This window comes from Pusillimonas sp. T2, assembly GCF_002236805.1.
In the GTDB taxonomy this organism is placed as follows: domain Bacteria; phylum Pseudomonadota; class Gammaproteobacteria; order Burkholderiales; family Burkholderiaceae_B; genus Neopusillimonas.
In genome coordinates this window covers 410,247-428,327 of record NZ_NIQA01000001.1, presented here as the reverse complement: position 1 = coordinate 428,327, position 18,081 = coordinate 410,247, and the positions used below count along the sequence as shown (strand labels likewise).

Annotated in this window: 18 protein-coding genes and 3 tRNA genes; 4 read left to right on the top strand and 17 right to left on the bottom strand. The window is 57.7% G+C overall.

Annotated elements, in window-relative coordinates; genetic code table 11:
- Nucleotide 1 precedes the first annotated feature (1 nt).
- The 3 genes from PuT2_RS01945 to PuT2_RS01935 form a co-directional block, all read right to left on the bottom strand.
- Complete coding sequence (locus PuT2_RS01945) at nt 2-253, bottom strand: MoaD/ThiS family protein (protein ID WP_093969337.1); 252 nt, start codon at nt 251-253, stop codon at nt 2-4.
- Nucleotides 234-725 carry a cyclic pyranopterin monophosphate synthase MoaC gene (gene moaC / locus PuT2_RS01940; RefSeq protein WP_093969336.1) on the bottom strand — a complete coding sequence of 164 codons (492 nt, stop codon included), beginning with the start codon at nt 723-725 and terminating at the stop codon, nt 234-236. Before moaC ends, PuT2_RS01945 begins: the two co-directional genes overlap by 20 nt.
- 100 nt (nt 726-825) lie before the next feature.
- Nucleotides 826-1,221: a hypothetical protein gene (locus tag PuT2_RS01935; protein ID WP_093969335.1), complete on the bottom strand. Its 396-nt coding sequence runs from the start codon at nt 1,219-1,221 to the stop codon at nt 826-828.
- 132 nt (nt 1,222-1,353) lie between these two features.
- Between PuT2_RS01935 and PuT2_RS01930 the strand changes: the two genes are divergently transcribed.
- Both PuT2_RS01930 and PuT2_RS01925 read left to right on the top strand, forming a co-directional pair.
- Complete coding sequence (locus tag PuT2_RS01930; RefSeq protein WP_093969334.1) at nt 1,354-1,857, top strand: peroxiredoxin; 504 nt, start codon at nt 1,354-1,356, stop codon at nt 1,855-1,857.
- 50 nt (nt 1,858-1,907) lie between these two features.
- On the top strand, nt 1,908-3,233 hold the full coding sequence (locus PuT2_RS01925) for an MFS transporter (RefSeq protein WP_093969333.1): 1,326 nt from the start codon (nt 1,908-1,910) through the stop codon (nt 3,231-3,233).
- On the opposite strand, the gene PuT2_RS01920 is transcribed toward PuT2_RS01925, so the two are convergent.
- Nucleotides 3,183-4,025: a DMT family transporter gene (locus PuT2_RS01920; protein WP_093969332.1), complete on the bottom strand. Its 843-nt coding sequence runs from the start codon at nt 4,023-4,025 to the stop codon at nt 3,183-3,185. The genes PuT2_RS01925 and PuT2_RS01920 overlap by 51 nt on opposite strands.
- A 102-nt stretch (nt 4,026-4,127) precedes the next feature.
- Nucleotides 4,128-5,135: a biotin synthase BioB gene (gene bioB / locus PuT2_RS01915; protein WP_093969331.1), complete on the bottom strand. Its 1,008-nt coding sequence runs from the start codon at nt 5,133-5,135 to the stop codon at nt 4,128-4,130.
- Between the two features lie 259 nt (nt 5,136-5,394).
- Here bioB and PuT2_RS01910 point away from each other — a divergent pair, with 259 nt between their 5' ends.
- A complete protein-coding gene (locus PuT2_RS01910) occupies nt 5,395-5,799 on the top strand; it encodes a thioesterase family protein (RefSeq protein WP_093969330.1) in 405 nt (134 codons plus the stop codon).
- 96 nt (nt 5,800-5,895) lie between these two features.
- On the opposite strand, the gene PuT2_RS01905 is transcribed toward PuT2_RS01910, so the two are convergent.
- From PuT2_RS01905 to PuT2_RS01865, 9 genes are all read right to left on the bottom strand, one after another.
- Complete coding sequence (locus PuT2_RS01905) at nt 5,896-7,635, bottom strand: acyl-CoA dehydrogenase (RefSeq protein ID WP_093969329.1); 1,740 nt, start codon at nt 7,633-7,635, stop codon at nt 5,896-5,898.
- A 2-nt stretch (nt 7,636-7,637) separates the two neighbouring features.
- A complete protein-coding gene (locus PuT2_RS01900; protein WP_093969328.1) occupies nt 7,638-8,396 on the bottom strand; it encodes an SDR family NAD(P)-dependent oxidoreductase in 759 nt (252 codons plus the stop codon).
- An 11-nt stretch (nt 8,397-8,407) separates the two neighbouring features.
- Nucleotides 8,408-9,337, bottom strand: a complete 930-nt coding sequence (locus PuT2_RS01895; protein ID WP_093969327.1) for an amidohydrolase family protein — start codon at nt 9,335-9,337, stop codon at nt 8,408-8,410.
- Between the two features lie 11 nt (nt 9,338-9,348).
- Nucleotides 9,349-11,220 carry a feruloyl-CoA synthase gene (locus PuT2_RS01890; RefSeq protein WP_093969326.1) on the bottom strand — a complete coding sequence of 624 codons (1,872 nt, stop codon included), beginning with the start codon at nt 11,218-11,220 and terminating at the stop codon, nt 9,349-9,351.
- A 20-nt stretch (nt 11,221-11,240) separates the two neighbouring features.
- Nucleotides 11,241-12,029, bottom strand: coding sequence for a crotonase/enoyl-CoA hydratase family protein (locus PuT2_RS01885; protein WP_093969325.1), 789 nt, complete (start codon nt 12,027-12,029; stop codon nt 11,241-11,243).
- 22 nt (nt 12,030-12,051) lie between these two features.
- Nucleotides 12,052-12,810 (bottom strand): ABC transporter ATP-binding protein, encoded by a 759-nt coding sequence (locus tag PuT2_RS01880; protein ID WP_093969324.1) that lies wholly within the window; start codon nt 12,808-12,810, stop codon nt 12,052-12,054.
- Nucleotides 12,807-14,561, bottom strand: coding sequence for an ATP-binding cassette domain-containing protein (locus PuT2_RS01875; RefSeq protein WP_093969323.1), 1,755 nt, complete (start codon nt 14,559-14,561; stop codon nt 12,807-12,809). The genes PuT2_RS01880 and PuT2_RS01875 overlap by 4 nt, the downstream gene beginning before the upstream one ends.
- Nucleotides 14,561-15,601: a branched-chain amino acid ABC transporter permease gene (locus tag PuT2_RS01870; RefSeq protein ID WP_093969322.1), complete on the bottom strand. Its 1,041-nt coding sequence runs from the start codon at nt 15,599-15,601 to the stop codon at nt 14,561-14,563. The genes PuT2_RS01875 and PuT2_RS01870 overlap by 1 nt, the downstream gene beginning before the upstream one ends.
- Nucleotides 15,602-15,685: 84 nt before the next feature.
- Nucleotides 15,686-16,819: an ABC transporter substrate-binding protein gene (locus PuT2_RS01865; RefSeq protein WP_093969321.1), complete on the bottom strand. Its 1,134-nt coding sequence runs from the start codon at nt 16,817-16,819 to the stop codon at nt 15,686-15,688.
- Between the two features lie 111 nt (nt 16,820-16,930).
- Between PuT2_RS01865 and PuT2_RS01860 the strand changes: the two genes are divergently transcribed.
- On the top strand, nt 16,931-17,413 hold the full coding sequence (locus tag PuT2_RS01860; RefSeq protein ID WP_093969320.1) for a MarR family winged helix-turn-helix transcriptional regulator: 483 nt from the start codon (nt 16,931-16,933) through the stop codon (nt 17,411-17,413).
- 104 nt (nt 17,414-17,517) lie between these two features.
- Here PuT2_RS01860 and PuT2_RS01855 read toward each other — a convergent pair.
- The 3 genes from PuT2_RS01855 to PuT2_RS01845 form a co-directional block, all read right to left on the bottom strand.
- A tRNA-Asp gene (locus PuT2_RS01855) sits at nt 17,518-17,594 on the bottom strand.
- A 36-nt stretch (nt 17,595-17,630) separates the two neighbouring features.
- Nucleotides 17,631-17,706, bottom strand: a tRNA-Glu gene (locus PuT2_RS01850).
- Between the two features lie 62 nt (nt 17,707-17,768).
- A tRNA-Ala gene (locus PuT2_RS01845) sits at nt 17,769-17,844 on the bottom strand.
- Between the last annotated feature and the right edge of the window lie 237 nt (nt 17,845-18,081).

Here is an 18,081-nt window from a genome sequence, read left to right as displayed (position 1 = left end):
ATCAGCCCCCTGTTACGGGTTCGAACACCGCGACCTCGTCACCTGGATTGATGATGACCGAATGCTTGACATGAAACTGGTTGACGGCCAGTTTGAGGCGTTGGGTCGGTGCCAATTGAGGGTATCGGGCTTCGAGTTGTTCGAGCCATTGGGCGCCCGAAACCGCCTCTGCCAGGGGCCAGGACTCGAGGCGGGTGCCAGTTAGTTCGGCGACCTGAGCGAAATAAAGAACGTTAATTGCTGTGCCACTCACCGCTTTTTCCTCCGGATTTATGAATCAGTCTGATGGTTTCCAGAATGATGCCTTTGTCGGCGGCTTTGCACATATCGTACACCGTTAGTGCCGCAATGCTGCAGGCCGTCATGGCCTCCATTTCGACGCCGGTTTTAGCGTCGGTACGGCAGGTGGCCGAAATGGTAATAGTGTGCGTTGCATCGTCTAGCGAGAAGTCGACACCGGCAAAACTGAGGGGCAGGCTGTGGCAAAGCGGGATAAGCTCGGCGCAGCGTTTTGCCGCCAGGATACCTGCAACCCGCGCCGTGTTCAGGACTTCGCCCTTGGCGTTGTCTTTGGCGGTGAGCAGGGCATACGCCTGTGCGCTCATTTTGACGCGGCCCTGCGCGGTGGCGCTGCGTTGGGTGGCGGCTTTGTTGCCGACATCGACCATTTTGATCTGGCCGGATTCGTCGAGGTGGCTCAGGGTGAGCGCTTCGTCTTTGTTCATTGTCTCGGGATTGCTGTCTTTATAAAAGACTAATGATATACGCAATGCCGATACCCTTCGACGGCTCGGGTGCTGCTTTGAACGCAGGGTGCGTTCTGTGTTAGTTTGGGCTTAGCGCGTCGCAGATTTTGGCGTAGTCAATGACTTTGTCATGATGAAAGCCACGAAGCAGATGGTCGTGACGCGGCACGATGATCGCAGCGCGCCGCTTGACGAGCGTCTGGCCTTCAATAACCCCCCGTTCGAACAGTGGGTCAAACTCTTCCAGCGTCAAATCGTGCTCTTCGGCAAATCGCGTAAAGTTTTGTCGGGCGGTCATCCGATGCAGATTGGCGTCGGGCAGGTCGGCGCCAAACACGCAGGCCGCGCCGTTGGTGGCGCCGGCCATAACGACCCATTGTTCGAACGAAATGCACAACTGGCGATCGGCGGCGGCATAGGCCGACCCGTAGGTGGCCATCGATAAAATGGCTGCAGAAATCTTGGGCAGAATCATGAGTGTCGTCCGGTTGCAATAACGGGCGTGTATGCTTTTCAAGACCACGATTCTGGCAGGGTTGCGTTACAAGGCCATGACGTGCTGGTATTAGAATGTTTATTTTCTCAATGATTTATCTCGGAGACCGCTATGACTATCAAAACCGGTGACACCCTTCCCGAAGGCACACTTACCGAATTCATCGAAATCGAAACGCAGGGTTGCAGCCTGGGGCCTAACGCCTTCAAGGTTTCCGAACTGGTTAAGGGCAAGAAAATTGCCGTGTTTGCGGTGCCTGGCGCGTTTACCCCGACATGTTCCGCCCAGCATGTGCCCAGCTACCTCGAACACCACGATGCATTAAAAGCAAAAGGCATCGATGAAATCTGGTGCGTTGCCGTTAACGATGCTTTCGTCATGGGCGCATGGGGCCGTGATCAAAAAGTCGACGGCCGTATCCGCATGATGGCCGACGGCAGTGGCCTCTGGACGCGCGCTCTGGGCTTGGAACTTGATCTGGTCGAGCGGGGCCTTGGCGTGCGCTCGCAGCGCTATTCCATGGTGGTCGACAATGGCGTTGTTACGCAGCTGAATCTTGAAAATGGCGGTGGCTATGCGGTAAGTGATGCCGCCACCATGCTCAAGCAACTTTAATCGCTTTTTTTTAAGGTAGGCATGATCAACACGCAAGGAATCATCACGGCATGATGGGTGCCGTTGTCTCGTTTTTTTCGTTGTATCTTGCAACGCTGTTGCTGTTGCTGGGTACAGGTTTGTTCAACACCTACCTGGGCATCCGTCTGGCCGAAGCTCAGGTGTCCGAAGTGTGGGTGGGTGCCCTGATTGCGGTGTACTACCTGGGCTTGGTACTGGGGGCCCGAAACGGCCACCGACTCATTGGCCGGGTAGGGCATATCCGGGCATATGCGTCGTCGGCTGCCGTGGTCACGGTGGCCGTGTTGGCGCAGGCACTCGTCGACAACCTTTGGGTTTGGGTGGGTCTGCGCTTTCTGGCGGGGCTGGCGATGGTGACGCAGTTCATGGTCATCGAGAACTGGCTGAACGAACAAACCGACAATGCTTTGCGTGGTCGTGTCTTTGCTTTTTATATGGTGTTTTCGGGGTTGGGTACTGTGTTGGGGCAGTTCTCGCTCACGCTGTTCCCCAATCTCGACTATCAGCCGCTTATCTTTGCGGCGATGTGTTCTGCCTTGTGTTTGTTGCCGGTGGCCCTTACGCGGCGGCTGCACCCAGCTATTCTCGAGCCCGCGCCCATCATGCCGCGCTATTACTTGTCGCGCGTGCCCATGTGCCTGGTCGTGGTGTTTCTTACCGGTGCGCTAACCGGCGCGTTTTATGGGCTGGGGCCGGTATTTGCCTACAAACAAAACTTGTCCGGCGATCAGGTCGCCATGTTTGTAGCTGCTGCGGTAGCCGCAGGCCTGGTGTCGCAGTGGCCCCTGGGGTGGTTGGCCGACCGAATGAACCGGGCTTCGTTGTTGCGTTTCAACGCCATGGTTCTGTTGGTCGTTAGCGTGCCGTTGTGGGGTTGGTTTGTGCTGCCTTATTGGGCGTTGCTGGTTATCTCGGCAGTGTTCGGCATTTTTCAGTTCACCCTGTATCCCATCGCATCGGCATTTGCCAACGACAACGTCGAACCCGAACGTCGTGTAGGGCTGAGTGCCATGCTGCTTATGGTGTACGGTATGGGTGCGTGCCTGGGGCCGCTGGTTGTGGGCGGCATCATGCGCGAAATCAATCCCAACATGTTCTTTGTGTTCGTGGCGGTATGTTCGGCCATTCTGGTGTTGTATGTTCGGCCGCAGTCGGTGACCGGGCAAAACCTCAGTCAAGATGCGCCAACACAGTTTGTGCCCATGACCGATCTGGAAACAGCGCCGGTCGTCGCGGCGCTCGACCCGCGCGTCGATCTTGAAACGGATATTTCGCACACCAGCATTGACGTGACTGAGCCCGGGTCAGGCCCGGAACAGAACCCAGACAGCACCGATAGCAAGCCCAATCCCTAGTTTGTTTGGCGTCGTTAACCGTTCGCCGAATAGCAGAGCGCCGGTTAACGTTCCCAAAACGATAACGCCGATATTCATCGATGCAAACACCAGACTGGGGTTCTCGGGAAACGTCTGGTGGGCGCGAATATAAAAATAAATATTGCCGAAATTAAGCAGGCCCAGTGCCACGCCGCCGCCTATGCCGGCCAGCGTCCAGCGGCTGCGGCGCAGTGCCAGCCCAGCAAACATGATGACACCGGCCAGCACGAACGCACCCAGAAGGGTTGTAGAGAACGCCTGGCCTTGCTTGGCCAAGGCTTTGAACAGGATGTCGATGGCCCCGTAGCCTACCCAAACACCCAGCAGGCAGACGATGGTGGGCAGGCCGCGCGTAAATTGCCCTGCAGGTCGCAGTAATAGCCCCGCCAGTGCGGCCAGGGCCAGCATCACCCCAACCAGTTTTGTTGTGCTTAAAGGCTCGCCAAACCAGATAAATGCCGCCAGCAGCGGCACAATCAATGACAGCCGTTGCGCGGCGTCGCTTAGCACAATGCCGGCATGCCGAACGGCTGACGCCATGATTAAAAATACCGCGGGCAGCACAACCCCAAGTGCGACGAGCAGCAGCCAATGGCTCGAAGGCACGAGCAATGCGGACACAGAAGGCTTGAGCAGTGCCAGGCACAGTGCCGAAGCCACCGCATAGTTGACGGCGATGGCTTGTCCGATATGGATCCCGCGGCTGCGGGCCATTTTCAGCAGTACAGAGACGGCCACACTGCAGCAAATGCTCAGGGCAAGGGTGTACATGGTGTTTTATTGCAGTGCGAAGCCTGTCGCCGGACCAGTGCATCTTGCGCCGCCGGGTGTTTGAGATGACACGCCGCGCGGTGCAACATACGGGGGTTGTGTTTAGTTGTGCTGGTGCGTGTGGTGAGTGTCGGCATGCAAGCCCAAACGTTCGAAGAGCTTCTGGTCTTCGACGAATTGAGGGTTGCCTGTGGTCAGCAATTTTTCGCCGTAAAAAATGGAATTGGCGCCGGCCATGAAACACAGGGTTTGCATGGTGTCGCTCATTTCTTCGCGCCCTGCCGAGAGGCGCACGTAGGTTTTGGGCATGGTGATGCGAGCAATGGCGATGGTGCGTACGAATTCGAGCGGGTCGATATCGGGAGTGTTGTACAGGGGCGTGCCCTCAACCTTGACCAGGTTATTGATGGGGACGGAGTCGGGGTAGGGCGACATATTGGCCAGCTGCACAATAAGTCCGGCGCGTTCGCGACGCGATTCTCCTAAGCCGACAATACCACCGCAGCAGACGTTGATGCCCGCGTCGCGTACACGCTCCAGGGTATCGAGACGGTCTTGGTAGGTACGTGTGGAGATGATCTCGCCGTAGAACTCGGGTGATGTGTCGAGGTTGTGGTTGTAGTAGTCGAGGCCGGCTGCTTTGAGCTGTTCGGCCTGGCCGTCTTTGAGCATACCCAGCGTTACACAGGTTTCCAGGCCAAGCGCCTTGACCTGCCGCACCATGTCGGCGACGGCATCAATGTGATGGGCTTTGGGCGATCGCCATGCGGCGCCCATGCAGAACCGTTGTGCGCCGCTGGCTTTGGCTTCGCGCGCCGCTTGCAATACTTCTTCGATTGGAAGCAGGTCGTCTTTTTCGACGGGGGTGTCGTAACGCGAAGACTGCGGACAGTAGGAGCAGTCTTCGGGGCAGCCACCGGTTTTGATGGACAGCAGACTGGACAGTTGCACGGCACTGGGGTCGTGGTGCTGTCGGTGCACGGTTTGCGCCTGATACATCAGTTCGGGAAACGGCAGCTCGTAAAGCGCAAGTACCGACTTGACCGTCCAGCGGTCTGTTGTGTCGTTTGCGCCGACGGTTTCGTTACGGGAAATGGCGACTGCTTCCATGGATATCCACACAAAAAATAATTAACCGGACTGTATGGTAGTAAGGACCCGAGAGGCAGGCAAGGGGGGTGATTTTTTAAGTTCGGCTAATTTGTCTTGAAAATAAATTAAATTCAATCAAGTTCATTCATTTTTCATTTAGTTTGGGCTCGAACGCGCGTGGATCGGCTTGCTTGCCTATTGGTAAATAAATGTAAAAATGACGTCGGGCAAAGTTACCCGCTATCATCATGCCTTTTGCTTGGCGGAGATTTGACGCATGAGTTTGTACACGAAAGAGGTCACCATCGAATGGGGTGATTGTGATGAAGCCGGAATCGTGTTTTATCCCAACTATTTTTACTGGTTCGATTGCACGTTCCAGGGCTTGCTGCGTAGTCGTGGCTTAAGCCAGCGCGACATCCGCCACAAGCTCAAGGGCGTTACACCGTTGGTCGACGTCGGTGCCCAGTTCCGTTCGCCCGGCGCGTACGACGATGTAATTACGATTGAGGCTGGCGAAATTGAATGGGCCGAGCGCCGTTTTCGTGTGCCCTACACCGTCAAATGCGGAGACCGCCTGGTAGCCACGGGCCACGAACTGCGCGCGTGGGCCCAGTACACCGAAGATGGCGGCATTAAGGGCGCTAGCGTACCTGACGAATTCAAGGCCTACTTTAAATAGGCCGACTTAGGGTCCAGCCGGGTGACGGGCGCGCACAAACATTGATGGGGCGGCCATGGCCCGGTGGGTAGGTAAATTAGAGTCGGCTGATCCCGTTCAGGCGGCTAGCGCATCGGCCCATGGCCGCGCTGGCGCTTGAATGGCGGCCATTAGCTGGTCGACTTCGGGCAGCAATTGCTCGACGTAAAACCGCGCGGTCTCGATTTTTGCCTTATGCCACAGGCTTGCAGCAGGGGCCTGGGCTGCGGCGACAGCGTTGCGCGCCCACACATAGGCCAGAACGCTATGCCCAGCCAAGCGCAAATAAGCCACACTGGCTTGCAAAGTCAGTTCGGTATCCTCGCTGTAGCGCGTTGCCAGCAGCTGGGTCGCGGCTTCGAGTTTGGCGGCTGTATTCAGGGCCGCTTCGATAAAGCAGGCATGCTCGGTAGCTTGTGATGTTGCCCAGTCTCGAATATTGTCTAGTAGTAAGCCCAGCCGACGGCCGTCGTCGGCCAGCACTTTGCGCGTCAGCAGGTCGTGCGCCTGAATGCTGGTTGTGCCTTCGTAAATGGTCGTTACGCGTACGTCGCGCACCAGTTGCTCGATACCGGTTTCGGCAATAAAGCCATGCCCGCCGAACACCTGTAGCGCGTTGTAGGTACAGGTTTGTGCGTTTTCGGTCAGAAAGCCTTTGATGATGGGCGTGAGTAGCCCGACCAGGTCGGTTGTGTCTTGGCGGGTTTGGGCGTCGGTGGCCCAGTCGGCCTGGTCGATAAGCAAGGCCACCCAGTGTACAAAGGTGCGCCCACCCTCAATAAATGCCTTTTGCGTGAGCAGCATACGCTGCACGTCGGGATGATGAATGATGGGTGCGGGTTGGCCTTTGTTTGCGGCACGACCTTGTCTGCGATCTTGGGCGTAAGCTAGCGCGTTCTGAAAAGCCAGGTCGCTGATGCCCAGGGCCTGGAGGCCGGACAGCAGCCGGGCTTCGTTCATCATGGGGAACATTGCGGCCAGCCCTTTATTGGGCTCGCCGACCAGCCAGCCTCGGGCCGACTCGAAACGTAAGCTGCACGTGGCGCTGCCGTGCAACCCCATTTTGTGTTCGATACCATCGCAAAAAATGGGGTTGGGTTGGCCGTCGTCGAGTATTTTAGGTACCAGGAACAGGCTGAGCCCACGTGACCCGGAAGGAGCGCCAGCGATGCGAGCGAGTACCAGATGCGCAATGTTTTCGGTCAGATCGTGGTCGCCGCCGCTGGCAAAAATTTTCTGTCCGGAAATTAGGTAGCTGCCGTCTGGCGTAGGCTCTGCGCGCGTTGTTAGTAGCCCGATGTCGGATCCGGCGTGAGGCTCGGTCATGCACATGGAACTGGTGACTTCGCCGGTGGCCAGCAAGGGCAACCAACGGCGTTGCAGGCTTTCGGTTGCGCTATGCCGCAGGCAGGCCGATGCGCAATGATGGATGGCCGCATACATGACAAAAGCATGACTGGCGGCCGAGAGGATTTCGTTGGTGATACTGAATACCAAACGGGGTAAGGCTTGCCCACCGTCGGCTTCGTCGGCGCACATCGAGGGCCAACCCAATTCGCAATATTTAGCATAGGCTTGTTTAAAGCCCGGGGGCGTCTGCACTTTGCCATTTTCCCAAGTGCAACCCGATTGGTCTGCGGCGTGGTTTAACGGCAGCACCTGTTCGGCGGCAAAACGCCCCGCTTCGTCGGCAATTTGCAGCAGTACGTCGGTACTTACCCCGTTGTAACGAGGAAGCGCCGATAGTACGGCATTGGCGTCAAGAACATCGTTCAGTATGAAGGCGAGGTCTTGTGAAGGGGGCGTGTAGTGCAGCATGGTTAGCGTGGTGCCAAACGGGTTGCGCCGTCGAGGCGGATGACTTCGCCGTTAAGGTAACGGTTGCTGATGATGTGGCTGGCCAGATCGGCAAACTCGGAGGGTTGGCCCAGCCGATGCGGAAATGGGATGGAGTTAGCCAAAGATTCCTGGACCTCGGGGCTGGCGGTGTAGAGCAACGGGGTCAGGAAAATGCCGGGTGCAATCGACATGACACGCACGCCAAACTGCGCGAATTCGCGAGCCAGCTGGATCGTCAATGACACCAGGCCACCCTTGGAGGCCGCGTAGGCAGCCTGACCGATTTGCCCTTCGTAGGCCGCAACCGAAGTGGTGAACAGGATAACGCCGCGCTCTTCGCCAATGAGGTCGCTGGCGATCATGTCGGCCGCCACCAGGCGTGTCATGTTGAAGCTGCCTACCAGGTTCAGGTTGACGATTTTGGTGAAGTCTTCAAGCGGCATGGGACCACTCTTGCCGACCACACGTTTGCCCGTCCCGGCGCCGGCGCAGTTGACGAGCACGCGGGCCACGCCGTGTTTCGAGCGGGCTTCGGCAATAGCGTCTTGTGCGCTGTCGGGGCTGGTGACGTCGCATTCGATGGCCAGGCCGCCTAAGCGAGTGGCCACGTCGCGAGCGCGATCCATTTGAATATCAAGAATGGCGACTTTGGCGCCTTGCGCGGCTAGGCGTTCGGCAGTGGCCTCGCCTAAGCCCGACGCGCCACCGGTAATTAGTACAGGGGTATCTTTCATTTCCATGGTGTTTTTCCTTAGCAGCAGCCGTCTTGAGTAGGCGGCTTGAGGCGTGCGTAGCGGCCATAGACCGGGTCTTTGTCCAGACCCAGCAGGCGCACGGCGTTGTCACGCAAGATGAGAGGTTTGACTTCGTCGCGGATGCCGATCTTGTCGAAGTCTTCGAGCCAGCGATCGGGCGTCATGACGGGGAAGTCGGAGCCGAACAACATTTTGTCTTTCAGGATGGTGTTGGCGTATTGGATCAGAATGGGCGGGAAATACTTCGGCGACCAGCCGGACAGGTCGATGTAGACCTGAGGCTTGTGTGTGGCCACAGCCAGCGCGTTTTCTTGCCATGGGAACGAAGGGTGAGCAATGACAATCGGCATGTCAGGGAAGTCGACAGCCACATCGTCAAGGAACATTGGGTCGGAATACTTCAAGCGTACGCCGCCACCGCCACGCATGCGTGCGCCGACGCCTGTTTGACCACTGTGGAAAATGGCGGGTAGTCCGGCCTCTGCAATGACTTCGTACAGGTCGTAGGCGGCGCGGTCGTTGGGGTAGAACTCTTGCGCCGAGGGGTGAAACTTGAAACCGCGAATACCATAGTCGTCGATAAGGCGACGGGCTTCGCGGGCCCCCATTTTGCCGCGCATCGGGTCGATACTGGCAAACGGAATCAACACGTCTTTGTGCTTGGCTGTTTCTTCGGCGATTTCTTCGTTTGAGATACGGACCTGACCGTTGGCCCGCTCGGTGTCGACCGTGAAAATGACCGCCATCATGTTGCGTTCACGGTAGTAGGCTGCCGTTTCCTCGATGGTGGGGCGGGGCATTTTTTCTTTGAAGTACTCGGCCATGGCCTTGTCGAAGGCAATGGCCACTTCGTCGGGCGGGTTGCGGGTCGAGACTGTTGCGTGGATGTGGATATCGATCGCAACGAGGGGCTTCTGCTCGGTCATACAGCGTCCTTTCAGGCAGTTACAGAATGGGGTTGGGCCAGCATGACTTGGTCGTCGTCAGGCTGCGTGGCATAAAGTTTTTCGACCAGCGCAGCGCGGGTTTTAAGCATGGTGCGCTGGTTGATCGACCCTTTGTCGGTCATTTCGCCCAGCTCCATGAGGGCTGGGTCGCGCAGCAGCAGTGCTCGCACAACGCGGTTCGAGCTGCCGGTACCTTGTGCGGCAAGCTGGTTTAGCAAGTGTTGGGCCCAGGCCTTGACGTCGGGGTTGTCGGCAATTTCGGCCAGTGGCGCACCCTCGGCCAAGTTTGGCGACAGCGCCGAGGCGGTGGGCAGCAACAAAATCATCATGCCCAACTCGTCGCGGTCGTGGCCGGTAATGACGGCGTCGTGAATATAGGGCGCACCGGCGGCGATGATTTGCGAGCGCATGGCCCCGACGTTGACCCAGGTACCGCTGATCAGCTTGAAGTCTTCGGCAATACGGCCATTGAAACGTAGGCCGGCGCTGGGGTTGCTGTCGTCGATCATGATGGCGGCATCGCCGCTGCAGAAAAAGCCTTCGTCATCGAAGCTTTCGGCGGTCAGGTCGGGCTGACGCCAGTAACCCGGGGTAATGTTGGGACCGCGGTAACGGACTTCGGTTTTGTCGCCGCAAGGGGTCAGTTTGACGTCGCACCCCGGTGCCGGAATGCCAATGACGCCGGCCTGCCAGTTGGGCACGTGCGCCGAAATGGCAAACGGTGCGCTTTCGGTCATGCCCAGACCTGTGGTCATGGGTATGCGCGCTCCGACGGTTTGAATGGCCAACTCGTCGATGGTTTTCTTCAGCGGCGCGGGCAGGGCGGCGCCGCACGGGAAGATCAGGCGCATTTTGCGGAAGAAGCACTCGCGCAGCACCGGATCGCGTTTCATTTCGTGGGCCAGTACTTCAAGCCCTTTGGGCACCGAGTAATACATGGTTGACGGCACTTCGCGCAGGTTGCGCAGCGTTTCGACCATGCCGTCAGGCGTAGGCTTGCCTTCGTCGATATACATCGTGCCGCCGTTGTAAATGACGACGCCGATGTTGTTGTTGCCGGCGGCCGTGTGGTGCCAGGGCATCCAGTCGACCAGTACCGGGACTTCTTCGCGCAGGAAGGGGTAGCACTGCAGCAGCATTTGCTGGTTGCTGGTGACCATGCGCTGGGTGTTGATAACCGCTTTGGGCAGCTTGGTCGATCCTGAGGTAAACAGAAATTTGGCGATGGTGTCGCCGGTGATGGCCTGATGCGCGGCGTCGACCTGATCGGTGACGTCGGTGGCCTCAAGCGCGCTGAACGGTGTGCATTTGCGGCCTTCGATGCTGCCTTCAACAAAAATCAGTTCGACGTCTTCGGGGATGGCGATTTTAATGGCGTGTTCGTAGCGGGCGGCATCGTAGGCGAAAACTGCGCCGGGCGTGAGCAGATCGGCAGCATGTCGGACGCGCTCGGCGCTTTTCGACAGCAGCGAATAGGCGGGTGAAATGGGCGCGAACGGAATGCCAACATGTTGTGCGGCCAATGCCAGCAGGCCGTGCTCGATGCTGTTTTCAGACAAGATCATGAGCGGTCGTTCGGCGCTCAGGCCCCGGTTGATTAGGGCCTGACCCAGATGCTGCATACGTTTTACAGCGTCTTTGTACGTTAAATGGCGCCATTGGCCCTGCTTGTCGCGCTGCGCCAGCAATGTGGCGTCGGGACGCTCGGCGGCCCAGTGCAATAAAGGTTCGGTGTAGCAGCGCGGGTAATCTTGCAGCGGGTCGGTGCTGCGCATGATCATGCTGCCGTCAGGGCACTGTTCGAGACTGGCGTCGTGGGGCCCCAACGAAAGGGCGCGAAATGCTGCGTTATCTGTGGTCATGGTTTGTCTCCTCGTCCTGCTTAACCCAGGCTGACTTTGGCGGCGCGTTTCTCAAGAAAGGCATTGACGCGCTCTTTGGCCTCGGGGGCCCCTTGCGTGATCGAGGCCATCAGGGCCTCGGTGAACAGCCCATGCGACATGGGTTGCTCGGCAATAAGGGGTAAAGCATTCATGATAGCGAAATTTGACAGCGGTGCGTTGCTGGCTATTTTGCGGGCAAGTTCGCGCGCCTTTTCCATGGCCTGGCCCTGGGGGGTGACGTAGTGAGTCAGGTTAATGGCCAGACCTTCTTTGGCGTCGAGCACGTGTCCGGTCAACATCATTTCGGTGACGCGTGAAAAGCCGATGAGCTTGGAGACGCGTACGGACCCGCCGCCGCCCAGGAAAATACCGCGCTGTCCCTCGGGCAAGCCAAAGTAGGTGGTGTCGTCAGCGACGCGAACGTGGGCGGCTGAAGCCAGTTCCAGCCCTCCGCCCACGACGGCACCCTGCATGACGCAAATCACTGGGAATCGGCCAAACTGGATCTTTGAAAAGGCTTCGTACCATTTGAAAGAATGTTGAACGCCTTCTGCGGTTGTGGTTTCAGAAAGCTCCGACAGATCGAGGCCGGCGCAAAAATGCACCCCTTCGCCTGCCAGAATGGCGACCCGAATGGAGTCGGGCAGGCTTTCGAACGCTTGACGCAGTTGTTCGACAACGCGCAGGCTCAGGGCATTGCGTTTCTCCGGACGGTTCAGGGTTAGGGTGGCGATCTCGTCTTCGATCTGGACTTTGACCAGGACTTCGGGGTTAGTATTTTGAGTCATGAGGTTTTCCTTTAAATGAGTTTTACGCCGTGGCCGACGTGGCATTCTTCGAGGCGGATATGCCCAGGTAGCTTTCGGCGATTTTCGGATTGTTGGCTAATTCGTTGGCATTGCCTTCTAGCACAATGCGCCCGTTCTCAAGTACGTAGCCGTAATTGGCCAGTCGCAATGCGGCGCGGGCATTTTGTTCGATCAGCAGGGTTGAAACACCGTGTTCGCGCAGGCTGCCGACCACTTCCAGCACCTCTTTGACGATTCGCGGTGCCAGGCCCAGGCTGGGTTCGTCGAGCATGAGCAACCGGGGCTTGCCCATAAGCGCGCGCCCGACGGCCAGCATCTGGCGCTCGCCGCCCGAAAGCGTACCGGCCAGTTGGCTGGCACGTTCGCTAAGCCGGGGAAATAGCGAAAACACCCAGTCGAGCTGATCCATAGGTTGGCTTTCGCGTGCGCGGTAACGCCGGAAGCTGCCTAGTTTCAGATTGTCGAGTACGGTCATGTCGGCAAACAGGGCGCGCTGTTCAGGCACCAGCGACATCCCGCCCATGACCCGCGCCTCAACGTTTTTACGCGCCAGCGACTGGCCTTCGAAATGGACGTCTCCGGTGCTGCGAATGACGCCCATGATGGCGTTGAGCAAGGTGGACTTGCCGGCGCCGTTGGGGCCGATGACCGTGACGATGCTGCCATGAGACACCTTGAGCGAGACGTCGTGCAGTGCCGTGACTTTGCCGTATCCGGCATTGAAGTTGCTGACTTCAAGAATGGGCGTCGTTGTGTTCATTCGACACCTCCCAGATAGGCTTCGAGTACGGCGGGGTTGGTTTGTATCGTAGCTGGCGGGCCTTCGGCAATTTTTTGCCCAAACACCATGACCACGATGTGGTCGGTTAACTGCATCACAAACTCCATGTCGTGCTCGACGATCAGTATGCCCATGCCTTCGTCACGCAGGCTGGATAGCAATGTGGCCAGCGCTTCTTTTTCGAAGGCACGAAGACCGGCCGCCGGCTCATCAAGGAGCAACAACACCGGGTCGCAACACAGGGCCCGTGCAATTTCAAGCAAGCGTTGCTGGCCCAGTGCCAGGCTGCCGGCTTCGGTGTACATATGCGCTTCCAGGCCGACACGCTTCAAGGCATGAGCAGCCTCTTGCAGAATGGAGGCTTCGGTACGTCGATCGGTGTGCAAGGTTGCCGACACTACACCGACATTGGCACGCAGATGGGCGCCCAGGGCGACGTTGTCGAGCACCGTCATGTTGGGAATCAGCTTGACGTGTTGAAACGTGCGAGCAACGCCCATGGCGGCAATTTCGCGCGAGGTTTGCGCTTCGATACGCTGCCCCATGAACGATACGGTACCTTCGTTGGCGTGCAGCAGGCCGGTGACGAGGTTGAAGGTTGTTGACTTGCCCGCCCCATTGGGGCCGATCAGACCAACGACTTCGCCGGCTTTAACCTGGAAGCTGACGTTGTCGACGGCGACCAGGCCGCCAAACCTTTTACGCACCCCTTGAACGTCGAGCAGCGGCGTGCCTTTGGCTGTGGGCGCCCGACGTGGCAGGGTGGGGGCTTTGGCCAGCGGGGGCGGTGTCTTGCGTGGCAGCAGGCGGGTAAACCAGGGCCACATGCCGTCGGGGGCAAAGCGAAGTAACAAGATCAGGATCAGACCAAAAACCAGCCATTCGAAATTACCGGCGGTGCCGAACAGGGCTGGCATAAGGACTTGTAGTTGGTCTTGCAACAACTTGACCACACCGGCGCCCAGTATGGCGCCCCACACGCTGCCAATCCCGCCAACGACCAGCATGATGACGTATTCAAGGCTGAAGGTCAGCCCAAAGGGCGTGGGGTTGATGGCGCGTTGCAGGTGAGCAAACAACCAGCCCGACACGGACGCAAACAGGGCCGCAATGACGAAAATAGTGATTTTCATGCGGGCAGTGTTGACGCCCATGGACTCGGCCATTTGCACGCCGCCTTTTAAGGCGCGGATGGCGCGCCCCGGGCGGGAGTTCAGCAGGTTGAGCATGGCCCAGCAGCCGATACCCAGGCACGCCCAGATCAGCCAGTACATGGCACGCCCGTTGTCCAGATCGACGCCAAACAAGGCGATGGAAGGCAAGTTGGCAATGCCATCGTACTTGCCCAGCCCTTCGACGCTGCCGAACAGGTAATACAGCGCAATGCTCCAGGCGATGGTAGCCAGTGGCAGATAATGGCCGGACATGCGTAAGGTAATGGCGCCAATAATGTAGGCGCTGCCCCCGGTAATCAGCAAGCCGGCGATCAGCGTAACCCAGGGCGACAACCCATACTGGGTCGAGAGTACTGCGGTTGCGTACGCCCCGATACCTACAAAGGCTGCCTGGCCAAACGACGTGAGGCCGCCAATGCCGGTAAGTAAGACCAGTCCAACAACGACCAGGGCATACAGGCCAATATAGTTTGCTTGCGTGATCCAGAAGTCGGGGACGGGCAGGAAGGGCACACTGGCAATAAGTAGCCAGATCAACAGAGTAAGGCGGTTCATTAGTGATCCTCCTCGTGAGTACCGCTGCGTAGTGACAACCACAGCAGCACGGGGACGACCAGCAGGAAAACAACAGCTTCTTTATAGGCACTGGCCTTGAACGACGAAAAAGACTCGACGATGCCTATGCCCAGTGCGCCGACCAGCGTCATGGGATAGCTGACCAGCCCCCCAAAAATCGAAGCGACGAACCCCTTTAGGCCAATGAGCAGGCCTGAGTCGTAGTAGATGGTGACGATGGGGGCGATGAGCATGCCGCACAGCGCACCGATAAAGGCGGCAATGGTGAAGGACAGCTTGCCCGAAAACGAGACTGAAATGGCCAGTAACCGCGCACCGACGTTATTTGAGGCCGCGGCACGCAGCGCCTTGCCCCACAGGGTGCGGCTGAACACAACCGCTAGTGCGATGATCAGTAAGGTCGCGACGGCCACGACGATGACGTTTTGGCCGTTCATGCGCAGCCAGCCCAGGCTGATCGAGCCATCCCAGAATACCGGCGTACGATAGCCTTCGACGCCGAAGAAAATAAGAGAAAAGCTGACCAGAACAAAGTGGATGCCAACCGAGACAATCAGCAGCACCAGGATGCTGGCGTTGGCCATGGGTTGATACACAAGGCGGTAAATAAGCGGACCCAGGGCGGTCACAATGATCAGCGCAATCAGGCACTGAAAGAAGAAGGGCAATTGGCTGGATGCGGCCCATACGGTAAGCGCTGCCAGTGCTAACGGGGCAACCACGTGCGACAGTGCAATCCGCCCGATCTGGCGGTAGTCGCGGTCGCGATGTGCTTCGAGGGCGTCGAACAGGCCGGCCAGCAAGGCCATGCCAACCAGCAGCCACACCGTGCCGGGCACTTTGCCGGTGTTAAGCCACGCTAAAGACAACGCGCCATAGACGACGAATTCGCCTTGCGCAAAAAACATGACGCGCGAAACGGCAAAGACCAGGACCAGCGCCATACCGAGCAGCGCATAGATAGCGCCCGTCGTGATGCCGTCCTGAATCAGAATTGCGCTGATTTGGAAGGAGTTCATGGTGATACCAGGGAGGATGTTGCTGAAATACCCCGCACAACACCATGTGTTGCGCGGGGTTAGAAGAAGCGCAGACCTCGGGTTTTAGTTGGACAGCTTCCAGTCGTTGCCATTGGGTGTGATGATCACCCGTGCGTCGGGCCCAAAGCCCCAATGGTCTTGAGGGGTGTACTTGAGCATGCCTTTGGTAGTGGCAATTTCGCCATAGTTTTCGAGTGCGTCGCGCAGCGCCGTGCGGAATTCTGGCGTGCCGGGCTTGGCGGTTTTTAGCGCGACAGGTACAACTTTTTCCAGGATCAGGGCGAAGTCGTAAACGTGAGCAGCAAACTGGGTGCGGGTGCCGGCACCGAACTTGTCTTCGTAGGTTTTCACGAACTTAACGGCGTTGGCCTTGCCGGGGTGGCTGTCGGGCAATTGCTCGGCGACTTGTTCGGGACCGGAGCTGACCAGAGCGCCCTGGGCGTCTTTGCCGGCAAGACGCAGGAAGTCGGGCGAGACGGACGCTGCGGTGTGATAGATTTTGCCTTGGTAGCCGCGTTCTTTCAGTGCTTTTTGGGGCAGTGCAGCACCGCCGCCTACGGCAACTACCACGACCGCATCGGGGTTGCCCGCGACGACGCTCAGGGCCTGGCCGGCCACGCTGTTATCAGCGCGTGTGAAACGTTCGATGGTGGTTAGTTTGATACCAGCGGCCTCTGCCTTTGCTTTAAAGGCTTGCAGATACGATTCGCCATAGGCATCAGACAGCCCCAGGAACGCAAGTGTCTTGACCCCGTTGGCTTTCATGTGTTCGAGCAAGCCGTCGGTGTAGTATTTGGCGTGCATCACGACGCGGAATGTCCAGTAGTCCTTGCCTTCGGGTAGTTCGGCGGGCGCGGGCGACAACTGGGGTACTTTCGCCTCGTTGGCCACTTGAGCCAGTGCAATGGTGGCCGGTGTATTGGCCGCGCCCACCATCAGGTCAACCTTGTCTTCTACAAAGCGCCAGCCGTTCTTGGTGGCCGAGGTCGGGTCGCCGGCATCGTCCAAAATGGTCACCACGAGTTTTTCGCCGGCAATTTCAGCCGGCCATAGCGTGGTGGCATTACGTACAGGTACGCCCAACGATGCGCCGGGGCCCGTCAGCGATGTGCTGACACCGATATTGATGTCGGCCAAGGCGGCCTGCGACAAAAATGCCGAGGCAAGGGCAACCGCGACTGCGCTTTTGAGTTTCATGGTTTGTCTCCTGGTGCTGTTTTTATGTGGGTAAAGCGGTATATTGTTAATGCGGTTAACAATGAACTTATGTTATATATTTGACGAAATCTCTTCTATAAGTGCAAACCCTTGGTTAACGACAATATCTCCAATGACGGCGCGCCAACGACCGAACTCGATCCGCCGCTCACGTACGTTGATTTGCAACGCGATTCGCTGGGCTATGCCATCAAGCGGGCGCAAGTACGTTCTTACGAAGTGCTGTTCCGGGTGCTTGGTCCAGACTCGCTTACACCCGGCCGCATGACGGCGCTAAGTATTGTGGCCACCCAACAGGGCATTAACCAAACGGTGCTGGCCGAAATGCTGGGTATTACCCGTGCGGGTGTGGTGAAAGTGATCGACTCGCTGGAGTCGTTGGGCTATGTCGAGCGACAGGCCATACCCGAAGACCGACGCAGTTATGCGCTGGCAGTCACGCCAGCAGGGTATGCCGAGTTGAGTCGCCTGAATACGCTGACGCGTGGCTACGAGAAAATGATTGCTTCGAAGCTGACGGCGAATGAGCGCAGGTTGTTGATGACGTTGCTGGATAAGGTGGCGACCGATTAGTCGCTGGCGCGGAACGCTCGAAATCGACCAGCCCCAGGTTGGTCGAAAACGCTTCGCGCAAACAAAAAGCCCTGCATTTTTCAATGCAGGGCTTTGGAATTTTTTGGCGGAGCGGACGGGACTCGAACCCGCGACCCCCGGCGTGACAGGCCGGTATTCTAACCAACTGAACTACCGCTCCGCAGCGGTTTGGTGTCTAACCAATGCCAAAAAATTTTGGCGTCCCCTAGGGGATTCGAACCCCTGTACTCACCGTGAAAGGGTGATGTCCTAGGCCTCTAGACGAAGGGGACAGGACGTTTTTAGCGTTGCGCAGTATAACATAAAATTTTACTACGCGTTCTTTGCGGGTTTTTGGTGGAGGTAAGCGGGATCGAACCGCTGACCTCTTGCATGCCATGCAAGCGCTCTCCCAGCTGAGCTATACCCCCTAAAACCGGTCAGTACTTTGTTTAACTTTCGTTAGAACTTGGTGCTGTCCTGCAAAGAAGTGAAATTATGCACGAGTTTTTTTTGTTGTGCAAGTCGATTCGCTAAAATTTTTTAAAAAAGCGTTATTTTTTTCGTCGAGGCCAATATTTTTTGCTCCGTCCGAGAGAAACCTCTGTTTCGAGAGCGGCGGATCTTTATGGCGCTAAGTACAGCTGAGAGCGACTGGGTATCAGGGC

Excerpts from the sequence above, each read along its gene's own strand:
- PuT2_RS01865 (WP_093969321.1), bottom strand. The coding sequence starts at position 16,819 with ATGAAACTCAAAAGCGCAGTCGCGGTTGCCCTTGCCTCGGCATTTTTG.
- PuT2_RS01870 (WP_093969322.1), bottom strand. The coding sequence starts at position 15,601 with ATGAACTCCTTCCAAATCAGCGCAATTCTGATTCAGGACGGCATCACG.
- PuT2_RS01910 (WP_093969330.1), top strand. The coding sequence starts at position 5,395 with ATGAGTTTGTACACGAAAGAGGTCACCATCGAATGGGGTGATTGTGAT.
- PuT2_RS01890 (WP_093969326.1), bottom strand. The coding sequence starts at position 11,220 with ATGACCACAGATAACGCAGCATTTCGCGCCCTTTCGTTGGGGCCCCAC.
- PuT2_RS01920 (WP_093969332.1), bottom strand. The coding sequence starts at position 4,025 with ATGTACACCCTTGCCCTGAGCATTTGCTGCAGTGTGGCCGTCTCTGTA.
- PuT2_RS01895 (WP_093969327.1), bottom strand. The coding sequence starts at position 9,337 with ATGACCGAGCAGAAGCCCCTCGTTGCGATCGATATCCACATCCACGCA.
- PuT2_RS01925 (WP_093969333.1), top strand. The coding sequence starts at position 1,908 with ATGATGGGTGCCGTTGTCTCGTTTTTTTCGTTGTATCTTGCAACGCTG.
- PuT2_RS01900 (WP_093969328.1), bottom strand. The coding sequence starts at position 8,396 with ATGGAAATGAAAGATACCCCTGTACTAATTACCGGTGGCGCGTCGGGC.
- PuT2_RS01885 (WP_093969325.1), bottom strand. The coding sequence starts at position 12,029 with ATGACTCAAAATACTAACCCCGAAGTCCTGGTCAAAGTCCAGATCGAA.
- PuT2_RS01935 (WP_093969335.1), bottom strand. The coding sequence starts at position 1,221 with ATGATTCTGCCCAAGATTTCTGCAGCCATTTTATCGATGGCCACCTAC.
- PuT2_RS01905 (WP_093969329.1), bottom strand. The coding sequence starts at position 7,635 with ATGCTGCACTACACGCCCCCTTCACAAGACCTCGCCTTCATACTGAAC.
- PuT2_RS01930 (WP_093969334.1), top strand. The coding sequence starts at position 1,354 with ATGACTATCAAAACCGGTGACACCCTTCCCGAAGGCACACTTACCGAA.
- bioB (WP_093969331.1), bottom strand. The coding sequence starts at position 5,135 with ATGGAAGCAGTCGCCATTTCCCGTAACGAAACCGTCGGCGCAAACGAC.
- PuT2_RS01875 (WP_093969323.1), bottom strand. The coding sequence starts at position 14,561 with ATGAACCGCCTTACTCTGTTGATCTGGCTACTTATTGCCAGTGTGCCC.
- PuT2_RS01880 (WP_093969324.1), bottom strand. The coding sequence starts at position 12,810 with ATGAACACAACGACGCCCATTCTTGAAGTCAGCAACTTCAATGCCGGA.
- moaC (WP_093969336.1), bottom strand. The coding sequence starts at position 725 with ATGAACAAAGACGAAGCGCTCACCCTGAGCCACCTCGACGAATCCGGC.